The organism is Flavobacterium agricola (assembly GCF_025919725.1).
Taxonomy (GTDB): domain Bacteria; phylum Bacteroidota; class Bacteroidia; order Flavobacteriales; family Flavobacteriaceae; genus Flavobacterium; species Flavobacterium agricola.
The window spans coordinates 1738712-1757738 of the sequence record NZ_CP081495.1 but is presented as its reverse complement, the minus strand read 5'-3'; the positions used below and the strand labels follow the sequence as shown (position 1 = coordinate 1757738).

The window sequence follows — 19027 nt, the reverse complement described above, 5'->3', positions numbered from 1 at the left end:
ATTTTGAAATTAGAATATTTTATAGCTCAACGACTTATAAAAGCTAAAAGTAATAAAAGTAATGTTTCTGGCCCAATTATAAAAATAGCAATTACAGCAATTGTAATTAGCATGATTATGATGATTGTGTCGGTAGCTACTGGAATTGGCTTACAAGAAAAAATACGCGAAAAAATTGGCGCATTTCATGGGCACATTATTATTTCTAATTTTGATAATAATAATTCTGAAGTTAGTATTTCGCCCATTACCGTTTCTGATAATTTATATGATTATGTTAAAGAAATGGACGGAATTAGTCATGTACAAGCGGTTGCAAGCACCGGCGGAATTATTAGAACAGAAGATGCCTTTGAAGGAATTATTTTAAAAGGCGTTGATAAAAATTTTTATTGGGACCAACTGCAAGAATATGTGGTTGCGGGCAAATTGCCGCAATTTTCTGAAAATATATCGAATGATATTGCGATATCGGAATTTTTAGCAAACCGATTAAACTTAAAAGTTGGCGATGCATTTAACACGTTTTTTTTGCGTGATAGTGCCGAAAAGTTGCCTTTTTCTCGCCGATTTACAATTGCGGCTATTTACAATTCCGGCTTAGCTGATTACGACGCAAGTTATATTATTGGCGATATTCGACATGTACAGCGTTTTAATAAATGGAAAGAAAACCAAGTTGGTAACCTTGAAGTTTTTGTAACCGATTTTAAAAAGATTGATGAAATAGGGGATGCGGTGTACACCGAAATTCCGGCAACTTATAATAGTTATACCATTGTACAAAAATTTCCCAATATTTTTGAATGGTTAGAATTGTTAGATTTTAATATTATTGGCATCATATTTTTCATGATTTTAATATCAGCTGTAAATATGATTGTTGCTTTGTTGGTTTTAATTTTAGAACGTACCCAAATGATTGGTATTTTAAAAGCTTTGGGCGCAAGCAACTGGACTATTAGAAAAATATTTTTATACAACGCTGCTTATTTAATCATAATTGGTTTATCTATTGGAAATGCTATTGGTATTGGATTAATTTATATTCAAAAATATGGTAAAGTGGTAACTTTAAACCCAGAAAGTTATTATGTAAAATATGCTCCGGTGCATATAGATTGGTTGCAAATAGCAGCATTAAATGTTGGAACCATAGTAATTTGTTTACTAATTTTATTAATTCCGTCCTATATTATAACAAAAATAGCGCCTTCAAAAGCGATTAAATTTCAATAAAAAAGTCCGATTTTAAATCGGACTTTTTTATTTTTTTGTTTTTTCTCTAAAAATAACTTCTAAGTTTTTGTCTTTTAAAAACAATTGTAACGTGCGTAATTGGTGTTTTTGTGCAAAGTCAAAAAGCACCGGGCGCATATCTTGTTCAGTTTCAAAAGTTAATTCCCATGTTGTTGCGTTGATTTGTTTGTGCGCTTGTAATTGCTCAATTTCTAATAAAAGCTCGGCAATAATTTCTTTATCAAATTCAACAATTAACTCTTGTTTTTTACCTTTTTCTTCGGCTATTAAATTACCTAAATTGTTATCGGTAACTATTTTTCCATGATTAATAATAATAACGCGATCACAAATGGCTTCTACCTCTTGCATGATGTGCGTTGATAGAAATACCGTTTTGTTTTTGCCAATATTTTTAATTAAATCTCGAATTTCAACCAATTGATTCGGATCTAATCCGGTAGTTGGTTCGTCTAAAATTAAAACTTCCGGATCGTGCAATAAGGCAGTTGCTAATCCTACACGTTGACGATAGCCTTTAGAAAGTTGTCCGATTTTTTTGTTCGCTTCGGGCGTTAATCCGGTTAAAGCAATAACTTCTTCTATTCTGTTTTTGCTAATTTTATATACATCGGCATTAAAAGCTAAATATTCGCGCACGTATAAATCTAAATACAACGGATTATGTTCGGGTAAATATCCCACCGATTTTTGTACTTGTTTGGCTTGCGTATTTACATTAAATCCGTTCACAAAAGCTTCACCTTCATCAGCAGTTAGAAAGGTAGTCAATATTTTCATTAAGCTTGATTTTCCTGCACCATTCGGGCCTAAAAAACCAACAATTTCTCCTTTTTTTATGGTAAAATTTACGTCTTGCAAGGCTTGTTGCTCGCCGTAAAATTTAGATATGTTTTTTACTTCTATTGACATGGATATTTTGTGTTTAAAACGAAAGCACTAATATACAGTAAAAAAAAATTGATTTTTTTCTTGTTCATCAAAAAAATATTTACATATATTTGTGAAACGCACAATGCGAAAATTTAGACAAATACAATAATGAATTTATCTGCAACCTATTTTTACAACTTTTTCTTTTACTTCTTTTGGAACAGAGAGGGATTTTGTTGTATGTCTTAAATTTAGGTTTTAGTTAATTTTTAATAATACATAATAAATCCCGATGGTAATCCGTCGGGATTTTTTTATAAACTAATTTTTATGAAAAATACAATCGCCATTCAAGGCATTAAAGGTTCTTTTCATCATCAAGTTGCTAACGAATATTTTGGTGCGTATGATAATTTAGACGAATGCTTGTCTTTCCCGGCTGTGGTAAATAGCTTGTTAACCCAAAAAAGTAATGTAGCTATTATGGCGATAGAAAATTCTATAGCAGGTTCTATAATTCCAAACCATGCTTTAATTGATGCCAATAATTTGCATGTAGTGGGAGAACATTATTTAAACATTAACCAAAATTTAATGGTTTTACCTGGGCAAACCATTAGTGATATTACTGAGGTACATTCGCATCCCATGGCGTTGTTACAATGTCAAGATTTTTTTGCACAATATCCGCACATTAAATTGGTTGAAGATGTTGATACGGCAGAAACGGCACGCAGAATTTATGCGAACCAATTAAAAGGTATTGGCGCAATTGCTAGCGAAACTGCAGCAACATTGTACGGATTAGAAATTATTGGTCATCAAATTCAAACCATTAAAAATAATTACACCCGTTTTGTAATTATTAAAACTACAAATGATTTTGATGCCAAAGAAAATTTAAACAAAGCATCTTTAAAATTTGAATTAGAACATAAAGGCGGAAGTTTAGCTACGGTGCTTAATGTAATGAACGATTGTAATTTAAATTTAACCCGCATTCAATCTATGCCTGTGATTGAAAAACCGTGGTGCTATTCCTTTTTTGTTGATTTTACTTTTCAGGATTATGAAGATTATGAAAAAGGAAAAGCTTTGTTAACCATTATGGCACAAGAATTAAAAGTTTTAGGAGAATATAAAAACGCATTGGTATGATAGAAGTAGCGAATCGCTTACACAGCACGCAAGAATATTACTTTTCTGTAAAATTACGCGAAGTTGCGCAAATGCTTTCAGAAGGAAAAAAAGTAATTAATTTAGGTATTGGGAGCCCAGATTTAGATCCGCATCCATCCGTAATACAAGCTATTACAGAAGCGATGAACGATCCAAAAGCGCATCAATATCAATCCTATCAGGGCTTGTTAGAAATGCGTCAAGCTATGGCCAATTTTTATAAAAAGTTTTATAACGTAAACCTAGATCCACATTCAGAAATTTTACCGCTTATGGGTTCTAAAGAAGGGATTATGCACATTGCGTTAGCTTTTTTAAATCCAGGGGATAAGGTTTTAGTTCCTAATCCAGGATATCCAACCTATCAATCGGTTTTAAATATTGTAGATGCAGAAGCTGTTTATTATGATTTAACCGAAGCGTCTGACTGGGAACCAGATTTTGATGCTATAGAAGCACAAGGTTTAGCAGGTGTAAAGCTTATGTTTACCAATTATCCGCACATGCCAACCGGAGCAGCAGGCAGTAAAGCTTTGTATCAAAAAATTGTAGATTTTGCTAAAAAACATAACATATTGCTTGTTAATGACAATCCGTACAGCTTTATTTTGAATGATAATCCGCTTTCTATTTTAGATGCTGATGGCGCTAAAGATATAGCAATTGAGCTAAATTCTTTATCTAAAACATTCAACATGGCTGGTTGGCGCGTAGGCATGGTTGTGGGAGCTAAATATTTTATTGATGCTATTTTAAAAGTAAAATCAAATATGGATAGCGGTATGTTTTATGGCATTCAAAAAGGTGCTATTCAAGCGCTATCGCTTGATACTGATTGGTTTTCAAGCTTAAATAAAATTTATAAAAAACGCAAACAAAAAATTATTGAATTAGCACATTTATTAGATTGTGAAGTTGATGCAAAAGCGGTTGGCATGTTTGTTTGGGCAAAATTACCTTTAGGGAGTGCAAGCGCAACCGAAATAATAGATTATCAACTACAAAACAATCATATTTTTATTACTCCAGGTTCTATTTTTGGTAGCAACGGTAACAATTACATTCGCTTTTCCCTTTGTTTATCAGAACAATTAATTGATGAAGCAATTGCGCGAGTAAAACAAAACAAACTTATTACAACAAATTAATTTTAAAAATATATCATGAAAAATACACCCGAATTACGCACTTGGTTAAACGATTTTAATTTAGAACATCCGCTAGTAATTGCCGGACCATGTAGTGCAGAAACCGAAGAGCAAGTTTTAAAAATTGCACACGAATTAAAAAATTCTGACGTAAGTATTTTTAGAGCAGGAATTTGGAAACCACGCACACGCCCTGGAGGATTTGAAGGCGTTGGCGAAATTGGTTTAAAATGGCTTAAAAAAGCAAAAGAAGAAACCGGCATGTTAATAGCAACCGAGGTTGCTACAGCTAATCACGTAAAATTAGCTTTGGAATATGATGTTGATGTGTTATGGATTGGTGCTCGTACAACTGCAAATCCGTTTGCCGTACAAGAAATAGCTGATGCGTTGGCCGGAACTGATAAAATTGTTTTAATTAAAAATCCTGTAAACCCAGATTTAGCTTTATGGTTGGGCGGTATAGAACGATTGTATAATGCAGATATTAAGAAGTTAGGCGTAATTCACCGTGGATTCTCGTCTTACGAAAAAACAAAATACAGAAACATTCCAGAATGGCAAATTCCTATCGAATTGCAAAATCGTTTTCCTGACTTACCATTAATTTGTGATCCGTCACATATTACAGGTAATCGAGATATGGTTCAAAAGGTTTCGCAACAAGCATTAAACTTGAATTATGATGGGTTAATTATCGAAACGCATATTGATCCTGATAATGCATGGAGCGATGCTGCTCAGCAAGTTACGCCCGATCATCTAAAAAATATGTTCGTTCATCTAAAAATGAGAAAAAAAGAAGATACATCTGAAAATTATAACGCAAATTTAGATAATCTTAGATTACAAATAGATGAAGTAGATGCCAAAATTTTAGATATTTTATCGAAACGAATGCTAATTGCTGATGAAATTGGTAAATTAAAAAAAGCGCACAATGTTGCGGTTTTACAAAATACCAGATGGGTAAATATGCTTGACAGAATTGTAGAAGATGGTGCAGCAAAAGGATTAAGTGAAGAATTTGTTGTTGAACTATTTAAAGCCATTCATCAAGAAAGTATTAACCACCAAGAAGCAATAGTTAATAATTAATTAGTAAAAATTAATAGGTATTTTGTTTTGTATTTGTTTTTTTTTGTATCTATGTACTAAAACCATAAATATTTAACATAATGTATAGCAAAATAAAATCAGGTAAATTTACTTTTAAGATTACTGATTTGTTGGGAATATTAGTGCTAGTACATCCATTGTATTTACTATTTTTAAAATTTCCTTTAAACGTTCTCTTTTATTTACAAATAATAGCTTCAATATTTTTGTTATCCCAAAATTTATTTGGGTTGACAGGGTATGCTGTTAAGTTAACAAAGGTTCACGTAATTTTTTATGAAGAATTTTTTCCTCATTATGTAAAAATTAAGAACATAGTTGATATAGAAAAAGATTTTAATAAAATTACCTTAAAAACTATTGATCAAAAAGTTTACCATGTGTATTTTGATAAAGTAGCAAAAAAGCAACGTTATAAAACGAATGATTTTTATTACGACATACACAACAGGATATATGCCAAAACCTTAAAAGTTTAGGGCAACTTACCTAAAAATAAATATCTTTGCGGTATGAATGGTATTGTTTATAAATCTACAGGTAGCTGGTACACGGTTAAATCTGAAACGGGTGAATTTGTAGAGTGCCGTATTAAAGGTAAGTTTAGAATTAAAGGTATAAAAAGTACAAATCCTATTGCTGTTGGCGATTGGGTAACTTATGAATTAGATAAAACGTCGGATGTTATTACGGGAGTTATTACCGCAATTACAGACCGACGTAATTATATAGTACGTAAGTCAGTAAACTTATCTAAACAAGTTCACATAATTGCTTCAAACGTAGATCAAATGTTTATTTTGGTCACCATAAATAATCCTATTACCACAACCAGTTTTATAGATCGATTTTTAATTACGGCAGAAGCTTACGGCATTCAGGCTGTTTTAGTTTTTAATAAAATTGATACCTTAGATGAAACTGCTTTAGAAGATCAGTTGTATTTACAATACATTTATTCTCAAATTGGTTATCCGTGCTTGCGTATTTCAGCAACAACGGGACAAGGAATTGATGATTTGAAAGTCATGATGAAAGATAAGGTTTCTATGTTTACTGGGCATTCGGGCGTAGGAAAATCAACCTTAATAAACGTTTTACAGCCTGGATTAGCACTTAAAACCAATCAGATTTCTGAGCAGCATCAACAAGGGCAACATACCACAACTTTTGCCGAAATGTTTGATTTAGATTTTGGAGCTAAAATTATTGATACGCCTGGTATTCGTGGTTTTGGAATTGTGGATATGGAAAAAACAGAAGTTACTGACTATTTTCCGGAGTTTTTTGCTTTAAAAGATCAATGTAAGTTTAACAATTGCTTGCATAAAGAAGAACCACATTGTGCTGTTAAAGATGCACTTGAAAATGAAGAAGTTTCTTGGTCAAGATATCGTAGTTATTTGCAAATTTTAGAGGGTGATGACGAACAACATCATTACAGAACCGATGTGTATCACGACCCAAAAAGACAAGGAATAGAATAAAATGAGAATAATAATTCAACGCGTTTCTGAAGCTTCAGTAACTATAAATCAAATCAAGGTTGCAGAAATTAACCAAGGTTTATTGGTTTTATTAGGAATTGAAGATGCTGATACGGATGATGATATAAAATGGCTGTCTAATAAAATTACTAATCTTCGCATTTTTGGCGACGAAAATGATGTGATGAATTTGTCAGTTAAAGATGTTGATGGCGATATAATTTTGGTTAGCCAATTTACCTTACATGCCGCAACTAAAAAAGGCAATCGCCCTTCGTACATAAAAGCTTCTAAGCCAGATATTGCTGTGCCTTTGTACGAAAAGTTTATTGTACAACTAGAACAAGATTTAGGAAAAAAAATTCAAACCGGTCAGTTTGGTGCCGATATGAAAGTTGCTTTGCTAAACGACGGTCCTGTAACTATTTTTATAGATTCTAAAAACAAAGAATAACATGAAATCCTTTTTTTGCAAATTTGTTTTGTACAGCCTTATTTACTTTATTGCTTGTGCACTAATTGCAACAGATGAATTAGCTTGTTCGTTGCAGTTTAACGAAATGTGCATAGCATCAATAGTAGTAAAATGGATTATATTTGTTTTAATCATGTTTGTTTACGATAAGTTTATAAAACCCTTATTTCAAAAAAAATAAAAAGCAATGAATATTAAAGATTCTCAATTAGCTGTAGATACGTGGATTAAAGAGCACGGTGTTCGCTATTTTAACGAATTAACCAATATGGCACAATTAACCGAAGAAGTTGGTGAAGTTGCCCGCATTATTGCCCGTCGTTACGGAGAACAATCTGAAAAAGAAAGCGATAAAAACAAAGATTTAGGCGAAGAACTTGCCGATGTTGTTTTTGTTGTGCTTTGTTTAGCTAACCAAACCGGAGTAGATTTACAAGCTGCTTTTGACAAAAAAATGGATGTAAAAACCAAACGCGATCACGATCGCCATCACAATAACGAAAAACTAAAATAAAACCTTTATAATGGATATTCACTTAAACGCCAAACAATTAAAATCAGACGTAAAACTTGTAATTTCAGGAAGTAAGTCCGAATCCAACCGCATTTTATTGTTACAAGCGCTGTATCCATATTTAAAAATTCATAATCTTTCTAATTCTGATGATAGCGAATTTATGCAAAAAGCATTACAATCGGTATCCACAATTAAAGATATTCATCACGCAGGTACAGCCATGCGTTTTTTAACAGCTTTTTACGCAACTACTGCAGGTCAAGAAGTTGTTATGCAAGGTTCTTCTAGAATGCATGAGCGTCCAATTGGCGTTTTGGTTGATGCGTTACAACAACTTGGCGCAAATATTACCTATTTAGAAAATCAAGGTTATCCGCCTTTAAAAATTGTAGGTAAAAACATTACTTTAAACCAAGTACGAATAAAAGCTGATGTTAGCAGTCAGTACATTTCTGCACTTTTGTTGGTTGCTCCAAAGTTAGAAAATGGATTAGAAATAGAATTATTGGGTGAAGTTACCTCTGTCCCGTACCTAAAAATGACCTTGCAAATTTTAACCGATTTAGGCATCGAAAATCATTTTTCAGGAAACAAAATTATTGTAAAACCTTGTGAAAAGTTAACGCTTCAAGAATTTACGGTAGAATCCGATTGGAGTTCTGCTTCGTATTTTTATTCTATTGTTGCACTCCAACCTATTGGCTTTACTACGCATTTAGCATCTTATAAAAAATCAAGTTTGCAAGGCGATAGCGTGTTGCAAGAAATTTATAAAGATTTTGGGGTAGAAACCATTTTTTCTGAAAATCAGATAACTTTAAAAAAAGTTGCTCATCCAACCAAGCAATCTGTAGCTTATGATTTGCGTAATGCGCCAGATATTGCACAAACCATTGCTGTAACTTGTTTAGCTTTAGGAATGGGGTGTAATTTAACAGGTTTACATACCTTAAAAATTAAAGAAACCGATCGTTTATTGGTTTTAGAAAACGAAATATCTAAATTCGGAGCAAGTATTTCAACTACATCAAATACACTTTTGTTAGCACCTTTTAATGTTGAGCTATTTGCTACAAATCCTGAAATTGCAATTAAAACATATCAAGATCATCGTATGGCCATGGCATTTGCACCTTTGGCCTGCAAGCAGCCCATAACAATTTTAGAAGCCGAGGTGGTAACCAAATCGTACCTTGCCTTTTGGGACGATTTAAAAAGGTTAAATTTTTAATAAACAACAATATTTGCTACTGTGTAAAGGTTTTTCTTTACAAATCAAATCTCATTTTATGAAAAAATATTTAAGCATATTCCTTTTAGCTTTACTGGTAAGTTCTTGTAAAGTTGCTTTGGTTGATAAAAAAGATATCATTCCGAATCACGTTTTAAGCAAGGAAGAGCAAGAACGCTTAACTCCAGACGAAGTTATTTTAGATTTAAAACAAGGTAACGAAGCTTTTGCTAGCGAAAAGTTAACCATCAGAAATACAACGCAACGCATGCGCGAAGCTGCTTTAGGGCAATATCCAGAAGCGGTTGTTTTATCTTGTATTGATTCTCGCGTACCGGTCGAAGATGTTTTTAATAAAGCGATTGGTGATATTTTTGTAGCACGCGTTGCCGGAAATATTGTAGATGAAGATATTTTAGGAAGTTTAGAATACAGCTGCAAGGTTTCAGGTTCTAAAGTTGTTGTTGTTTTAGGACATGAATATTGTGGAGCCATAAAATCAAGCATTGATGGGGTTAAATTAGGCCATATTACTGCTGTTTTAGAAAAAATTGATCCCGCAATTGACGAAGCAAAAAAAGATTTTGATGGACCAACTACATCAAAAAATCCAGAATTTGTAGATCAGGTTTGCTATTTTAACGTATTAAATTCAATGAAAGTAATTCGAGAAAATAGTCCGATTTTAAAAGAAATGGAAGATTTAGGACAAATTAAAATTGTAGGTGCTATCTACGATTTAGAAACTGGTAAAGTAACATTTTTAGACGAACAAAAAATATAAATCGCGATTTACTTGACAACCCCTAGTTCAATGTCGTATATTTGCAAGCATTTTAAACTATGACACATGAAGTTATCTAATTTCAATTTTAACTTACCTGAGGAGTTATTAGCAGAATATCCTGCAGAAAACAGAGATGAATCTCGTTTAATGGTGATTCACCGTAAAACCGGGGAGATTGAACATAGATTATTTAAAGATATTATTGAATATTTTGACGAAGGCGATGTAATGGTGTTAAACAACACCAAGGTTTTTCCTGCTCGCTTATACGGAAATAAAGAAAAAACCGGAGCGCGTATTGAAGTTTTCTTGTTAAGAGAATTAAATGCAGAACAACGCTTATGGGATGTTTTAGTAGATCCGGCTCGTAAAATTCGTATCGGTAATAAATTATATTTCGGAGAAGACGATTCTTTAGTTGCTGAGGTAATTGATAATACAACTTCTCGCGGACGTACATTACGTTTTTTATATGACGGTTCGTACGAAGAATTTCGTTCTAAATTAGTTGAATTGGGAGAAACTCCAATTCCTAAATATATCACCCGCCCGGTTGAAGAAGAAGATGCTGAGCGTTACCAAACCATTTATGCTAAAGAAGAAGGAGCTGTTGCAGCACCAACTGCTGGTTTGCACTTTTCTAAACATTTAATGAAACGTTTAGAAATTAAAGGTATTAATTTTGCAGAACTTACTTTACACGTTGGTTTAGGAACTTTTAATCCGGTTGAAGTTGAAGATTTATCTAAACACAAAATGGATTCTGAAGAAGCACATATTTCTCAAGAAACTTGTGATATTGTAAACAACGCAAAACAAAAGAAATTTAAAGTTTGTGCCATTGGTACAACATCTATGCGTGCTTTAGAAAGTTCAGTTTCTTCAAGCCGTACATTAAATGCTTTTGACGGATGGACAAATAAATTTATTTTCCCTCCTTACGATTTCTCAATTGCAGATTGTATGGTAACAAACTTTCATACGCCAAAATCTACTTTATTGATGATGATTTCTGCATTTATGGGGCACGATTTAATGCGTAAAGCATATGATGAAGCAGTTAAAGAAGGTTACAAATTCTATTCATATGGTGATGCCATGTTAATTTTATAAGTAAACTTATTTTCATATAAAAAGCCAACCAATAGGTTGGCTTTTTTTGTGGTTTTTATCTACCAAAATTTGTACATTGAACAAATAAACAAACCTGAACATGCAATTTAAAAATACATTAGATTTTGCCAAACAGCTTGACCAACAAGATGTTTTAGCTAAATATAAAGCTGAGTTTAACTTTCCGAAAGTTAACGGAGAGGAAGTTATTTATTTTACCGGAAACTCTTTAGGCTTACAACCCAAAATAGCTAAAGAATATGTTGATGAAGTTATGACCAATTGGGCTGATTTAGGTGTAGAAGGTCATTTTAACGGATCAAAACCTTGGTGGGATTACCAGGAGCGTTTTGCCGAACCTTTAAGTAAAATTGTTGGTGCAAAACCGTCAGAAGTTACGGTAATGAATACCTTATCTGTAAATCTAAATCTTTTGTTGGTTTCATTTTATCGCCCAACAAAACAACGATTTAAAATTATTTGCGAAGAAAAAGCCTTTCCTTCTGATCAATATTTAATTCAAGAACAAGTTCGTAATCACGGTTTAGATCCGGCAACTACAATTGTTGAGGTAAAACGTAGACCGGGCGAACATAATTTTAGAACTGAAGATATTTTGCAAACCATTCAATCGGTTGGTAATGAGTTGGCTTTGGTTTTAATGGGAGGAATTAATTATTATACCGGCCAAGTTTTAGATATGCAAGCTATTACAAAAGCTGGGCATCAAGTTGGTGCCTATGTTGGTTGGGATTTAGCGCATGCAGCCGGAAATATTAAAATGCATTTGCACGATTGGCAAGTTGATTTTGCTGCGTGGTGCAGTTACAAATATATGAATGCTGGGCCGGGTAGTGCTTCCGGAATTTTTGTGCATGAAAAACATCATAAATCTAACCTACCGCGTTTTGCCGGTTGGTGGGGGCATAATAAGGAACGCCGTTTTTTAATGGAACCAGCTTTTGATCCGATTCAAGGTGCAGAAGGATGGCAAATTTCTAATCCACCTGTTTTATCGTTAGCGCCTTATTTAGGTTCGGTTGCTATGTTTAATGAAGTAGGAATGGATGCTTTGATTGCTAAACGCGATACAATTACTGCCTATTTAGCTTTTGTTTTACAAGATATTGCCTCGCAAGTTCATGCTAATTTTGAAGTAATTACACCAGCTGAGCCTGAACAACGCGCTTCTCAAATTTCTTTATTTTTGCATGGGCAAGGTAAAGAATTGTTTACCTATTTGATGCAAAACGGAGTAATTGTAGATTGGCGTGAGCCCAACGTAATTCGTTTAGCACCCGTGCCTTTTTATACTTCGTATCAAGACATTTATAATTTTGGTCAAATATTAAAGGCTGGTTTAGTTTAAAAAAATATTTAAATTTGCAGTATAATTTAGATTGATAAAATGTCAACAAAACAAAAAAAAATAGAATTTTGATCCTTCTCAACCAGGATTAGCAGATGCAACGGTTTACGGATTACCGTTTACAGCTGAAGAAAGTGATATTGTTATTGTTCCGGTTCCTTGGGAAGTTACCGTTAGCTACGGCGCAGGAGCATCTGAAGGACCAGATGCTATTATGGATGCGTCTTTTCAGGTTGATTTAAATCACCAAGAATTTCCAGAATTATGGAAATTAGGTATTTATATGGATCAAGCGCCAGAACATTGGGCTGAAAATTCTGAAAAATATAAAAGCTTAGCTCAACCTATTATTGAAGCTTTAGAAAACGGTGAAGCTGTAGAAACGTTTCCTGCTTTGCAAGCAGATTTAGATAAAATTAATCGTGCTTGTGCAACCATGAACGACGAAGTAAAAGCGCGTATTTTACATTGGATGGATCAAGGAAAGTTGGTAGCACTCTTAGGAGGTGATCATTCTACTCCGTTAGGATATTACCAAGCTTTAGCTACAAAACACGATTCTTTTGGCATTTTGCATTTAGATGCACACATGGATTTACGTATTGCTTACGAAGGATTTACCTATTCGCATGCATCAATTATGTATAATGCTTTACAAATTCCTCAAATATCAAAAATTGTTCAAGTTGGTATTCGTGATTTTTGTGAGCAAGAAGTTGACGTTGCTCAAAAAGACCGTGTTATTGTGCATACTGATATGGATTTAAAACAAGAAACTTTTGAAGGCGTAACTTGGCAACAACAATGTGATACAATAATTGCTGCGTTACCAGAAAAAGTTGCTATTTCATTTGATATTGATGGCATGTTCCCGTGGTATTGTCCAAATACAGGAACTCCAGTACCAGGTGGTTTTTCATTTGAACAAGCTACTTATTTACTTTCACGTTTAGCAGCTACAAATAAGCAAATTATTGGATTTGATTTGGTTGAAGTTGCTCCAGGAGAATCTGATGATTGGGACGGAAACGTTGGCGCTAGAATGTTATTTCATATGTGCGGCGTTTTAGCAAAATCTAATAAGCTAAAAGTTGGAGAAAAAATTGCATTTAAACGTGCTTAATATGTTAAAATTTTAAATAAGCCCTCAAGTTTTTTACTTGAGGGTTTTTTATTTATATGATAATCTTATATTTGAAATAACTTAACAAACATTTCACATTACAAGATGAATAATAAAAAATTCACACACACCTTAACTATTGGCTTTGCTTTATTTGCCATGTTTTTTGGTGCCGGTAATTTATTATTACCTCCGCATATTGGCGTTAAAGTAGGTAACGAATTTTTAATAGCAATTTTAGCTTTTGGCTTATCTGGTATTTTATTACCGTTTACAGGTATTTTAGCAGTAATTAAATTTGGAGATTCATTTAATGATTTGGGGGCAATAATTAGCAGTAAATTAAGTACAATTATTGGTACGATTATTATGATTTGCATTGGACCGTTAATTGCAATTCCAAGAACAGCAGCTGTAACGTACGAGGTTGGAGTTAGTACTTTTTTTCCTTCAGTTGGTGCTTTTATTCCTTGTTTGCTGTTTTTTATTATTACGATAGCACTATCTATTCGTCCATCAAAAATTGTTGACGTAATTGGTAACGTATTAACCCCAATATTGTTGGTGTTGTTGGCTTTGTTAATTTTTGCTGGCGTTATTAATCCGCAATCGGCTACAGAGCAAACAGAGTTAAACATGATTAATGCCTTTTCATATGCGTTTACAGAAGGATACCAAACTTTAGATGTTTTGGCTTCTGTTATTTTTGCTGGAATTATTATTAAAGCAACAAAAGCTAAAGGTTATACCGATAATAAAAGCAAAACACAAGTTGTTATTATTTCAGGTGTAATTTCAGTTTTAAGCTTATTATTTGTTTATGGTGGTTTAATATATTTGGGTGCATCTTCAGGTATTTATGATACCGGTATTTCTCGCTCTGAATTGTTGATTACTATTGCAGCAAACATTCTAGGAGAATATGGTTTAATTGCAATAGCTTTAGCTATGGGATTTGCTTGTTTAACCACAGCAATTGCGTTAACTACAGCTGCAGGTTTATTTTTTAGCGATTTAACCAACGGAAAAATTAAATACGAAGCTTTTGTTATTATTTGTGCTTTGGTGTCTTTATTTTTATCTATTTATGGGGTTGATGCGATTATTAACTTTGCTTACCCGCCGTTGGCATTTGTTTATCCAATAACGATTACTTTAATATTATACGCTTTATTTTTTGGCGGATTTGTAAAAGTAAAACAAGCGTATGTTGGTGCAATTTTAGCTACCAGTATTATTGCTTTATTAATGGTTATTAAGCTAATTTATGAAATGAATAATGTTGTAACCCCAAGTTTTGATGCATTTTTAAATCAGATTCCGTTATTTGATTTTGGTTTGGGTTGGGTATTGCCATCGCTTATTGGTTTTGTAGTTGGTTATTTTATTGGTAAAAAAAATGAACCACAATCGGTTTAACTAATTAATATATAACAAAAAAAGCCAGCTCGTACGAGTTGGCTTTTTTTGTTTGTAAATAAAATATTACATCATTCCAGGCATACCTCCGCCCATTGGCATTTGGCTTGCTCCTTCATCTTTAATATCAACTAAAGCACATTCTGTAGTTAAAATCATTCCAGAAACTGACGCAGCATTTTCTAAAGCTACACGAGTTACTTTTTTAGGATCGATAATACCAGCTGCTAACATATCTACATATTCGTCAGATTTTGCGTTGTATCCAAAGTTACCAGAACCTTCGTTTACTTTAGCAACAATTACAGAACCTTCTAAACCTGCGTTTTCTACTATGGTACGTAAAGGTGCTTCAATAGCACGCGCTACGATTTGAATACCGGTTTTTTCGTCAGCATTAAGCGCACTTACGTTTGCTAAAACATTTTTAGCACGTAATAAAGCTACACCACCACCAGCAACAATTCCTTCTTCAACTGCTGCACGTGTTGCATGTAATGCATCATCTACACGGTCTTTTTTCTCTTTCATTTCAACTTCAGAAGCTGCACCTACGTATAAAACAGCAACACCACCAGCTAATTTAGCTAAACGCTCTTGTAACTTTTCGCGGTCGTAATCAGACGTTGTAGTTTCCATTTGCGCTTTAATTTGGTTCACTCTGTTTTTAATCATTTCAGAATCACCAGCACCGTTTACAATAGTTGTGTTATCTTTATCAATAGAAACTCTTTCTGCAGTTCCTAACATTTCTAAAGTTGCATTTTCTAATGTATAACCGCTTTCTTCAGCAATAACAACTCCACCTGTTAAAATAGCAATATCTTCTAACATTGCTTTTCTTCTATCACCAAAACCTGGCGCTTTTACCGCAGCAATTTTTAAAGCACCGCGTAATTTGTTTACTACTAAGGTAGATAAAGCTTCGCCATCTACATCTTCAGCAATAATCAATAAAGCTTTACCTGATTGCGCTACCGGCTCTAAAACAGGTAATAATTCTTTTAAAGAAGATATTTTTTTGTCGTATAATAAAATGTATGGGTTATCAAATTCCGTTTCCATTTTTTCAGGATTTGTAACGAAATATGGTGATAAATATCCGCGGTCAAATTGCATACCTTCAACAACATCAACGTATGTATCTGTTCCTTTAGCTTCTTCAACCGTAATAACACCTTCTTTACCTACTTTACCAAAAGCTTCAGCGATTAATTCACCGATAACCTCGTCGTTGTTAGCAGAAATAGATGCGATTTGTTTAATTTTTTCTGTAGTAGAACCAACTTCTTGCGCTTGTGTTGCTAAATCAGCTACAATAGCTTCAACTGCTTTATCAATACCGCGTTTTAAATCCATCGGATTTGCTCCGGCAGCAACGTTTTTTAAACCTTCTTTAACAATTGCTTGTGCTAAAACAGTTGCAGTTGTTGTTCCGTCACCAGCTAAATCGTTGGTTTTAGACGCAACTTCTTTAACCATTTGTGCGCCCATGTTTTCTAACGTATCAACTAGCTCAACTTCTTTCGCTACTGAAACACCATCTTTAGTTACGTGAGGAGCACCGAAAGATTTAGAAATAATAACGTTTCTACCTTTTGGACCTAAGGTTACTTTTACTGCATTAGCTAATGCATCAACACCGCGTTTTAAACCTTCGCGAGCGTCTGTATCAAATTTTATATCTTTTGCCATTTTAATTTTGTTTAATTTTTTTGAGTTTAGTTAAATGTTACTTTAATTCTTTTTTCTCAATTAGATGATTGCTAAAATATCATCTTCACGCATAATTAAATAATCTTTTCCTTCAAACTTTAAATCGGTACCTGCGTATTTACCATATAAAACGGTATCACCAACTTTTACAGTTAAAGGTTCGTCTTTTTTCCCATTTCCTACAGCAACAACAATTCCTTTTTGTGGTTTTTCTTTAGCTGTATCAGGGATGATGATTCCAGATGCTGTTTGTGTTTCAGCTGCAGCCGGTTCAACGATTACGCGATCTGCTAATGGTTTAATGTTTAATGCCATATTTAATTTGTTTTATTATAATTAAAATTACACTAAAATATAATTCAGAAAGTGTGCCAATTCATTTTTGCTGACAATTTTGCATAAAAAAATGTCAGTTTTTCACAAAACTGACATTCTATATTGATGTATGTAAATACTTAATTATTCTGCTGGAGTTTCTGCCGGAACTTCGTTGGTAATAGTTTGTGGAGCTTCTGGTAAAGATGCTGGTACCACAGTGTTATCTATTAAAATAGATCCTGTATCTCCGTAAGCTGATGTAAAGCTGATAGAAGATAATAAGATTAAAGCCATTAATAGGCACCCTAATGTCCATGTACTTCTGTCTAAAAAGTCTGAAGTTTTCTGAACGCCTCCTAACATTTGTGTTCCTCCAATTGCTGAAGATAAACCTCCACCTTTAGGATTTTGTACCATTATAACTACGATTAATAATAAGCACACAATAGTAATAAGTACTAAAAAAAGTGTAAACATATTGGTTGTTTTTTAATTATTGTTGTTCTGAATTTTTTTTATTTCGGTAATTCGTTCTGCAAATAAACTACTTTTTTCTGGATATTTCAAAATTAAAATCTCATAAGCTTGTATTGCTTTTTGATATTTTTTTTGATCTAAATATATTTTTGCTAATGTTTCGGTCATTAACCTTGAATTTTCCTGATTCGATTTTTCAACGTTAACCGGTGCAATAGCTTGCTTTACTGTTCCTATTTTCGGATTTGCTTCAATAAATTTATCAATCAGCTCAAATTTAGTAGTTTTACTATCTTCTTCAATAGATGCTTCTGGTTTTGGCTTTTCTATATCTTCACGTTCAATGGGTTTCATTTTAGTAAGCTGCAACCATTGCGAAAACGAATGCGATTCATTGGTATTAAAAGCAACCAACTGATCGGAATCGGTATTTGATGTTGGTTCTATTTTTTTTGGTGTTGAATTAATTTCTACCTTTTCAACTTCTTCCCCCCAATTAATAATAAACGAATTTGCGTGGTTGTCGACCTGATTAATTAATTTTTTAATCGACCGCTCTAACGGTTCGCTATCAGGAATTACTGGAGCAATTGTTTCAATTTTTGTTTCGGTAACAAATGTATTATTTTCTTTGTTTTCTGAAACAGATTCGGCAGAAATATTTTGTAAAAAATTTGAAGTAATAAAATGAAACAACAACGTACGATTGGTTGTATAAGCTGCCGTTATTTTTAACTCTTTATTGTAATTAAAATTGTTTTGATTAAACAAACCTTTTAGGTAAAGCACACGCACCGATTGAAAAAAAGGAAAGTTTTGCAAAACCTTTTCTAACTCGGTTGTTTGCTCCGGGGTAATTTGATGCGGATGCGCCAATAAATATGTTAAATCATTTTTCGTCAATCTTGTTTACCATTTAGCTAAAGATGCTGTAAAAACATCTTGTGTAATACGTTCAAAAATTTCGTCAACCGCTGTATTTAATTGTGCTCCCGTTAAAATAGCATCGCCTGAGTAATCGTAAAAATGAGAAAAACGTTTTTCAAAATCATCTTCCGGATCATTTTTACTCATAAAACGTACGTTAACGCTAATAGTTAAACGGTTTTGAGCTGCAAACTGATTGGCTGTTGCTGCCATTGGGGTAATACGATAATCTACAATCTCACCTTCATAAACCAATTCGCCATCGGCATTTGTTAATACCAAATTGGTTTGGTTCTGAATTAAATCTTGCAAGGCAACTGTAAATTTTCTGTCAATACCTGGCTCTACCAATAACGCATTATTTAAAAAATAATTTACCTGAAAAGATTTTGCGTTAATTGGCCCTGCACCAGTAAAGCTATAAATACCACAGCCTGATAAAAGTACTAATAAAAGGCTTGGTAATATTATTTTGTATAATTTTTTCAT

The 19027-nt window shown here is 33.3% G+C and carries 19 protein-coding genes and 1 pseudogene; 14 read left to right on the top strand and 6 right to left on the bottom strand.

What is annotated here, in order from left to right:
* Positions 1-3 precede the first annotated feature (3 nt).
* On the top strand, positions 4-1239 hold the full coding sequence (locus K5I29_RS08755; RefSeq protein ID WP_264432564.1) for an ABC transporter permease: 1236 nt from the start codon (positions 4-6) through the stop codon (positions 1237-1239).
* A gap of 27 nt (positions 1240-1266) precedes the next feature.
* Here K5I29_RS08755 and gldA read toward each other — a convergent pair whose 3' ends face one another.
* A complete protein-coding gene (gene gldA, locus K5I29_RS08750) occupies positions 1267-2172 on the bottom strand; it encodes a gliding motility-associated ABC transporter ATP-binding subunit GldA (protein WP_264432562.1) in 906 nt (301 codons plus the stop codon).
* Positions 2173-2463: 291 nt separating this feature from the next.
* Here gldA and K5I29_RS08745 point away from each other — a divergent pair, with 291 nt between their 5' ends.
* The 13 genes and pseudogenes from K5I29_RS08745 (at position 2464) to brnQ (ending at position 15100) form a co-directional block, all read left to right on the top strand.
* Entirely contained in the window at positions 2464-3291 is an 828-nt protein-coding gene (locus K5I29_RS08745) for a prephenate dehydratase (protein WP_264432560.1), read from the top strand.
* Positions 3288-4460 carry a pyridoxal phosphate-dependent aminotransferase gene (locus tag K5I29_RS08740; RefSeq protein ID WP_264432558.1) on the top strand — a complete coding sequence of 391 codons (1173 nt, stop codon included), beginning with the start codon at positions 3288-3290 and terminating at the stop codon, positions 4458-4460. The genes K5I29_RS08745 and K5I29_RS08740 overlap by 4 nt, the downstream gene beginning before the upstream one ends.
* Positions 4461-4475: 15 nt before the next feature.
* Positions 4476-5558 carry a bifunctional 3-deoxy-7-phosphoheptulonate synthase/chorismate mutase type II gene (locus tag K5I29_RS08735; RefSeq protein ID WP_264432554.1) on the top strand — a complete coding sequence of 361 codons (1083 nt, stop codon included), beginning with the start codon at positions 4476-4478 and terminating at the stop codon, positions 5556-5558.
* A gap of 80 nt (positions 5559-5638) precedes the next feature.
* Positions 5639-6058 (top strand): hypothetical protein, encoded by a 420-nt coding sequence (locus tag K5I29_RS08730; protein WP_264432551.1) that lies wholly within the window; start codon positions 5639-5641, stop codon positions 6056-6058.
* A gap of 33 nt (positions 6059-6091) precedes the next feature.
* Positions 6092-7066 (top strand): ribosome small subunit-dependent GTPase A, encoded by a 975-nt coding sequence (rsgA, locus tag K5I29_RS08725; RefSeq protein ID WP_264432549.1) that lies wholly within the window; start codon positions 6092-6094, stop codon positions 7064-7066.
* Position 7067: 1 nt separating this feature from the next.
* On the top strand, positions 7068-7520 hold the full coding sequence (gene dtd / locus K5I29_RS08720) for a D-aminoacyl-tRNA deacylase (RefSeq protein WP_264432546.1): 453 nt from the start codon (positions 7068-7070) through the stop codon (positions 7518-7520).
* A gap of 208 nt (positions 7521-7728) precedes the next feature.
* The gene (locus tag K5I29_RS08715) at positions 7729-8055 is read left to right on the top strand and encodes a nucleotide pyrophosphohydrolase (RefSeq protein ID WP_264432544.1); all 327 of its coding nucleotides are present in this window, start codon (positions 7729-7731) and stop codon (positions 8053-8055) included.
* 10 nt (positions 8056-8065) lie between these two features.
* Positions 8066-9289 carry a 3-phosphoshikimate 1-carboxyvinyltransferase gene (locus K5I29_RS08710; protein ID WP_264432541.1) on the top strand — a complete coding sequence of 408 codons (1224 nt, stop codon included), beginning with the start codon at positions 8066-8068 and terminating at the stop codon, positions 9287-9289.
* Positions 9290-9347: 58 nt separating this feature from the next.
* Positions 9348-10073, top strand: a complete 726-nt coding sequence (locus K5I29_RS08705; RefSeq protein ID WP_264432539.1) for a carbonic anhydrase family protein — start codon at positions 9348-9350, stop codon at positions 10071-10073.
* A gap of 66 nt (positions 10074-10139) precedes the next feature.
* Positions 10140-11189 (top strand): tRNA preQ1(34) S-adenosylmethionine ribosyltransferase-isomerase QueA, encoded by a 1050-nt coding sequence (queA, locus tag K5I29_RS08700; RefSeq protein ID WP_264432537.1) that lies wholly within the window; start codon positions 10140-10142, stop codon positions 11187-11189.
* Between the two features lie 100 nt (positions 11190-11289).
* Positions 11290-12558 (top strand): kynureninase, encoded by a 1269-nt coding sequence (gene kynU / locus K5I29_RS08695; protein WP_264432534.1) that lies wholly within the window; start codon positions 11290-11292, stop codon positions 12556-12558.
* Between the two features lie 39 nt (positions 12559-12597).
* A pseudogene (locus K5I29_RS08690) lies at positions 12598-13681 on the top strand (agmatinase family protein).
* 105 nt (positions 13682-13786) lie between these two features.
* On the top strand, positions 13787-15100 hold the full coding sequence (gene brnQ / locus K5I29_RS08685; protein WP_264432532.1) for a branched-chain amino acid transport system II carrier protein: 1314 nt from the start codon (positions 13787-13789) through the stop codon (positions 15098-15100).
* Positions 15101-15166: 66 nt separating this feature from the next.
* Here brnQ and groL read toward each other — a convergent pair whose 3' ends face one another.
* The 5 genes from groL to K5I29_RS08660 form a co-directional block, all read right to left on the bottom strand.
* A complete protein-coding gene (groL, locus tag K5I29_RS08680) occupies positions 15167-16795 on the bottom strand; it encodes a chaperonin GroEL (protein WP_264432530.1) in 1629 nt (542 codons plus the stop codon).
* 60 nt (positions 16796-16855) lie between these two features.
* Positions 16856-17131: a co-chaperone GroES gene (locus tag K5I29_RS08675; RefSeq protein ID WP_264432527.1), complete on the bottom strand. Its 276-nt coding sequence runs from the start codon at positions 17129-17131 to the stop codon at positions 16856-16858.
* A gap of 144 nt (positions 17132-17275) precedes the next feature.
* Entirely contained in the window at positions 17276-17611 is a 336-nt protein-coding gene (gene secG, locus K5I29_RS08670) for a preprotein translocase subunit SecG (protein ID WP_264432524.1), read from the bottom strand.
* Positions 17612-17623: 12 nt separating this feature from the next.
* Entirely contained in the window at positions 17624-18514 is an 891-nt protein-coding gene (locus K5I29_RS08665; RefSeq protein ID WP_264432522.1) for a tetratricopeptide repeat protein, read from the bottom strand.
* Positions 18515-18520: 6 nt separating this feature from the next.
* A complete protein-coding gene (locus tag K5I29_RS08660; RefSeq protein WP_264432519.1) occupies positions 18521-19027 on the bottom strand; it encodes an LptE family protein in 507 nt (168 codons plus the stop codon).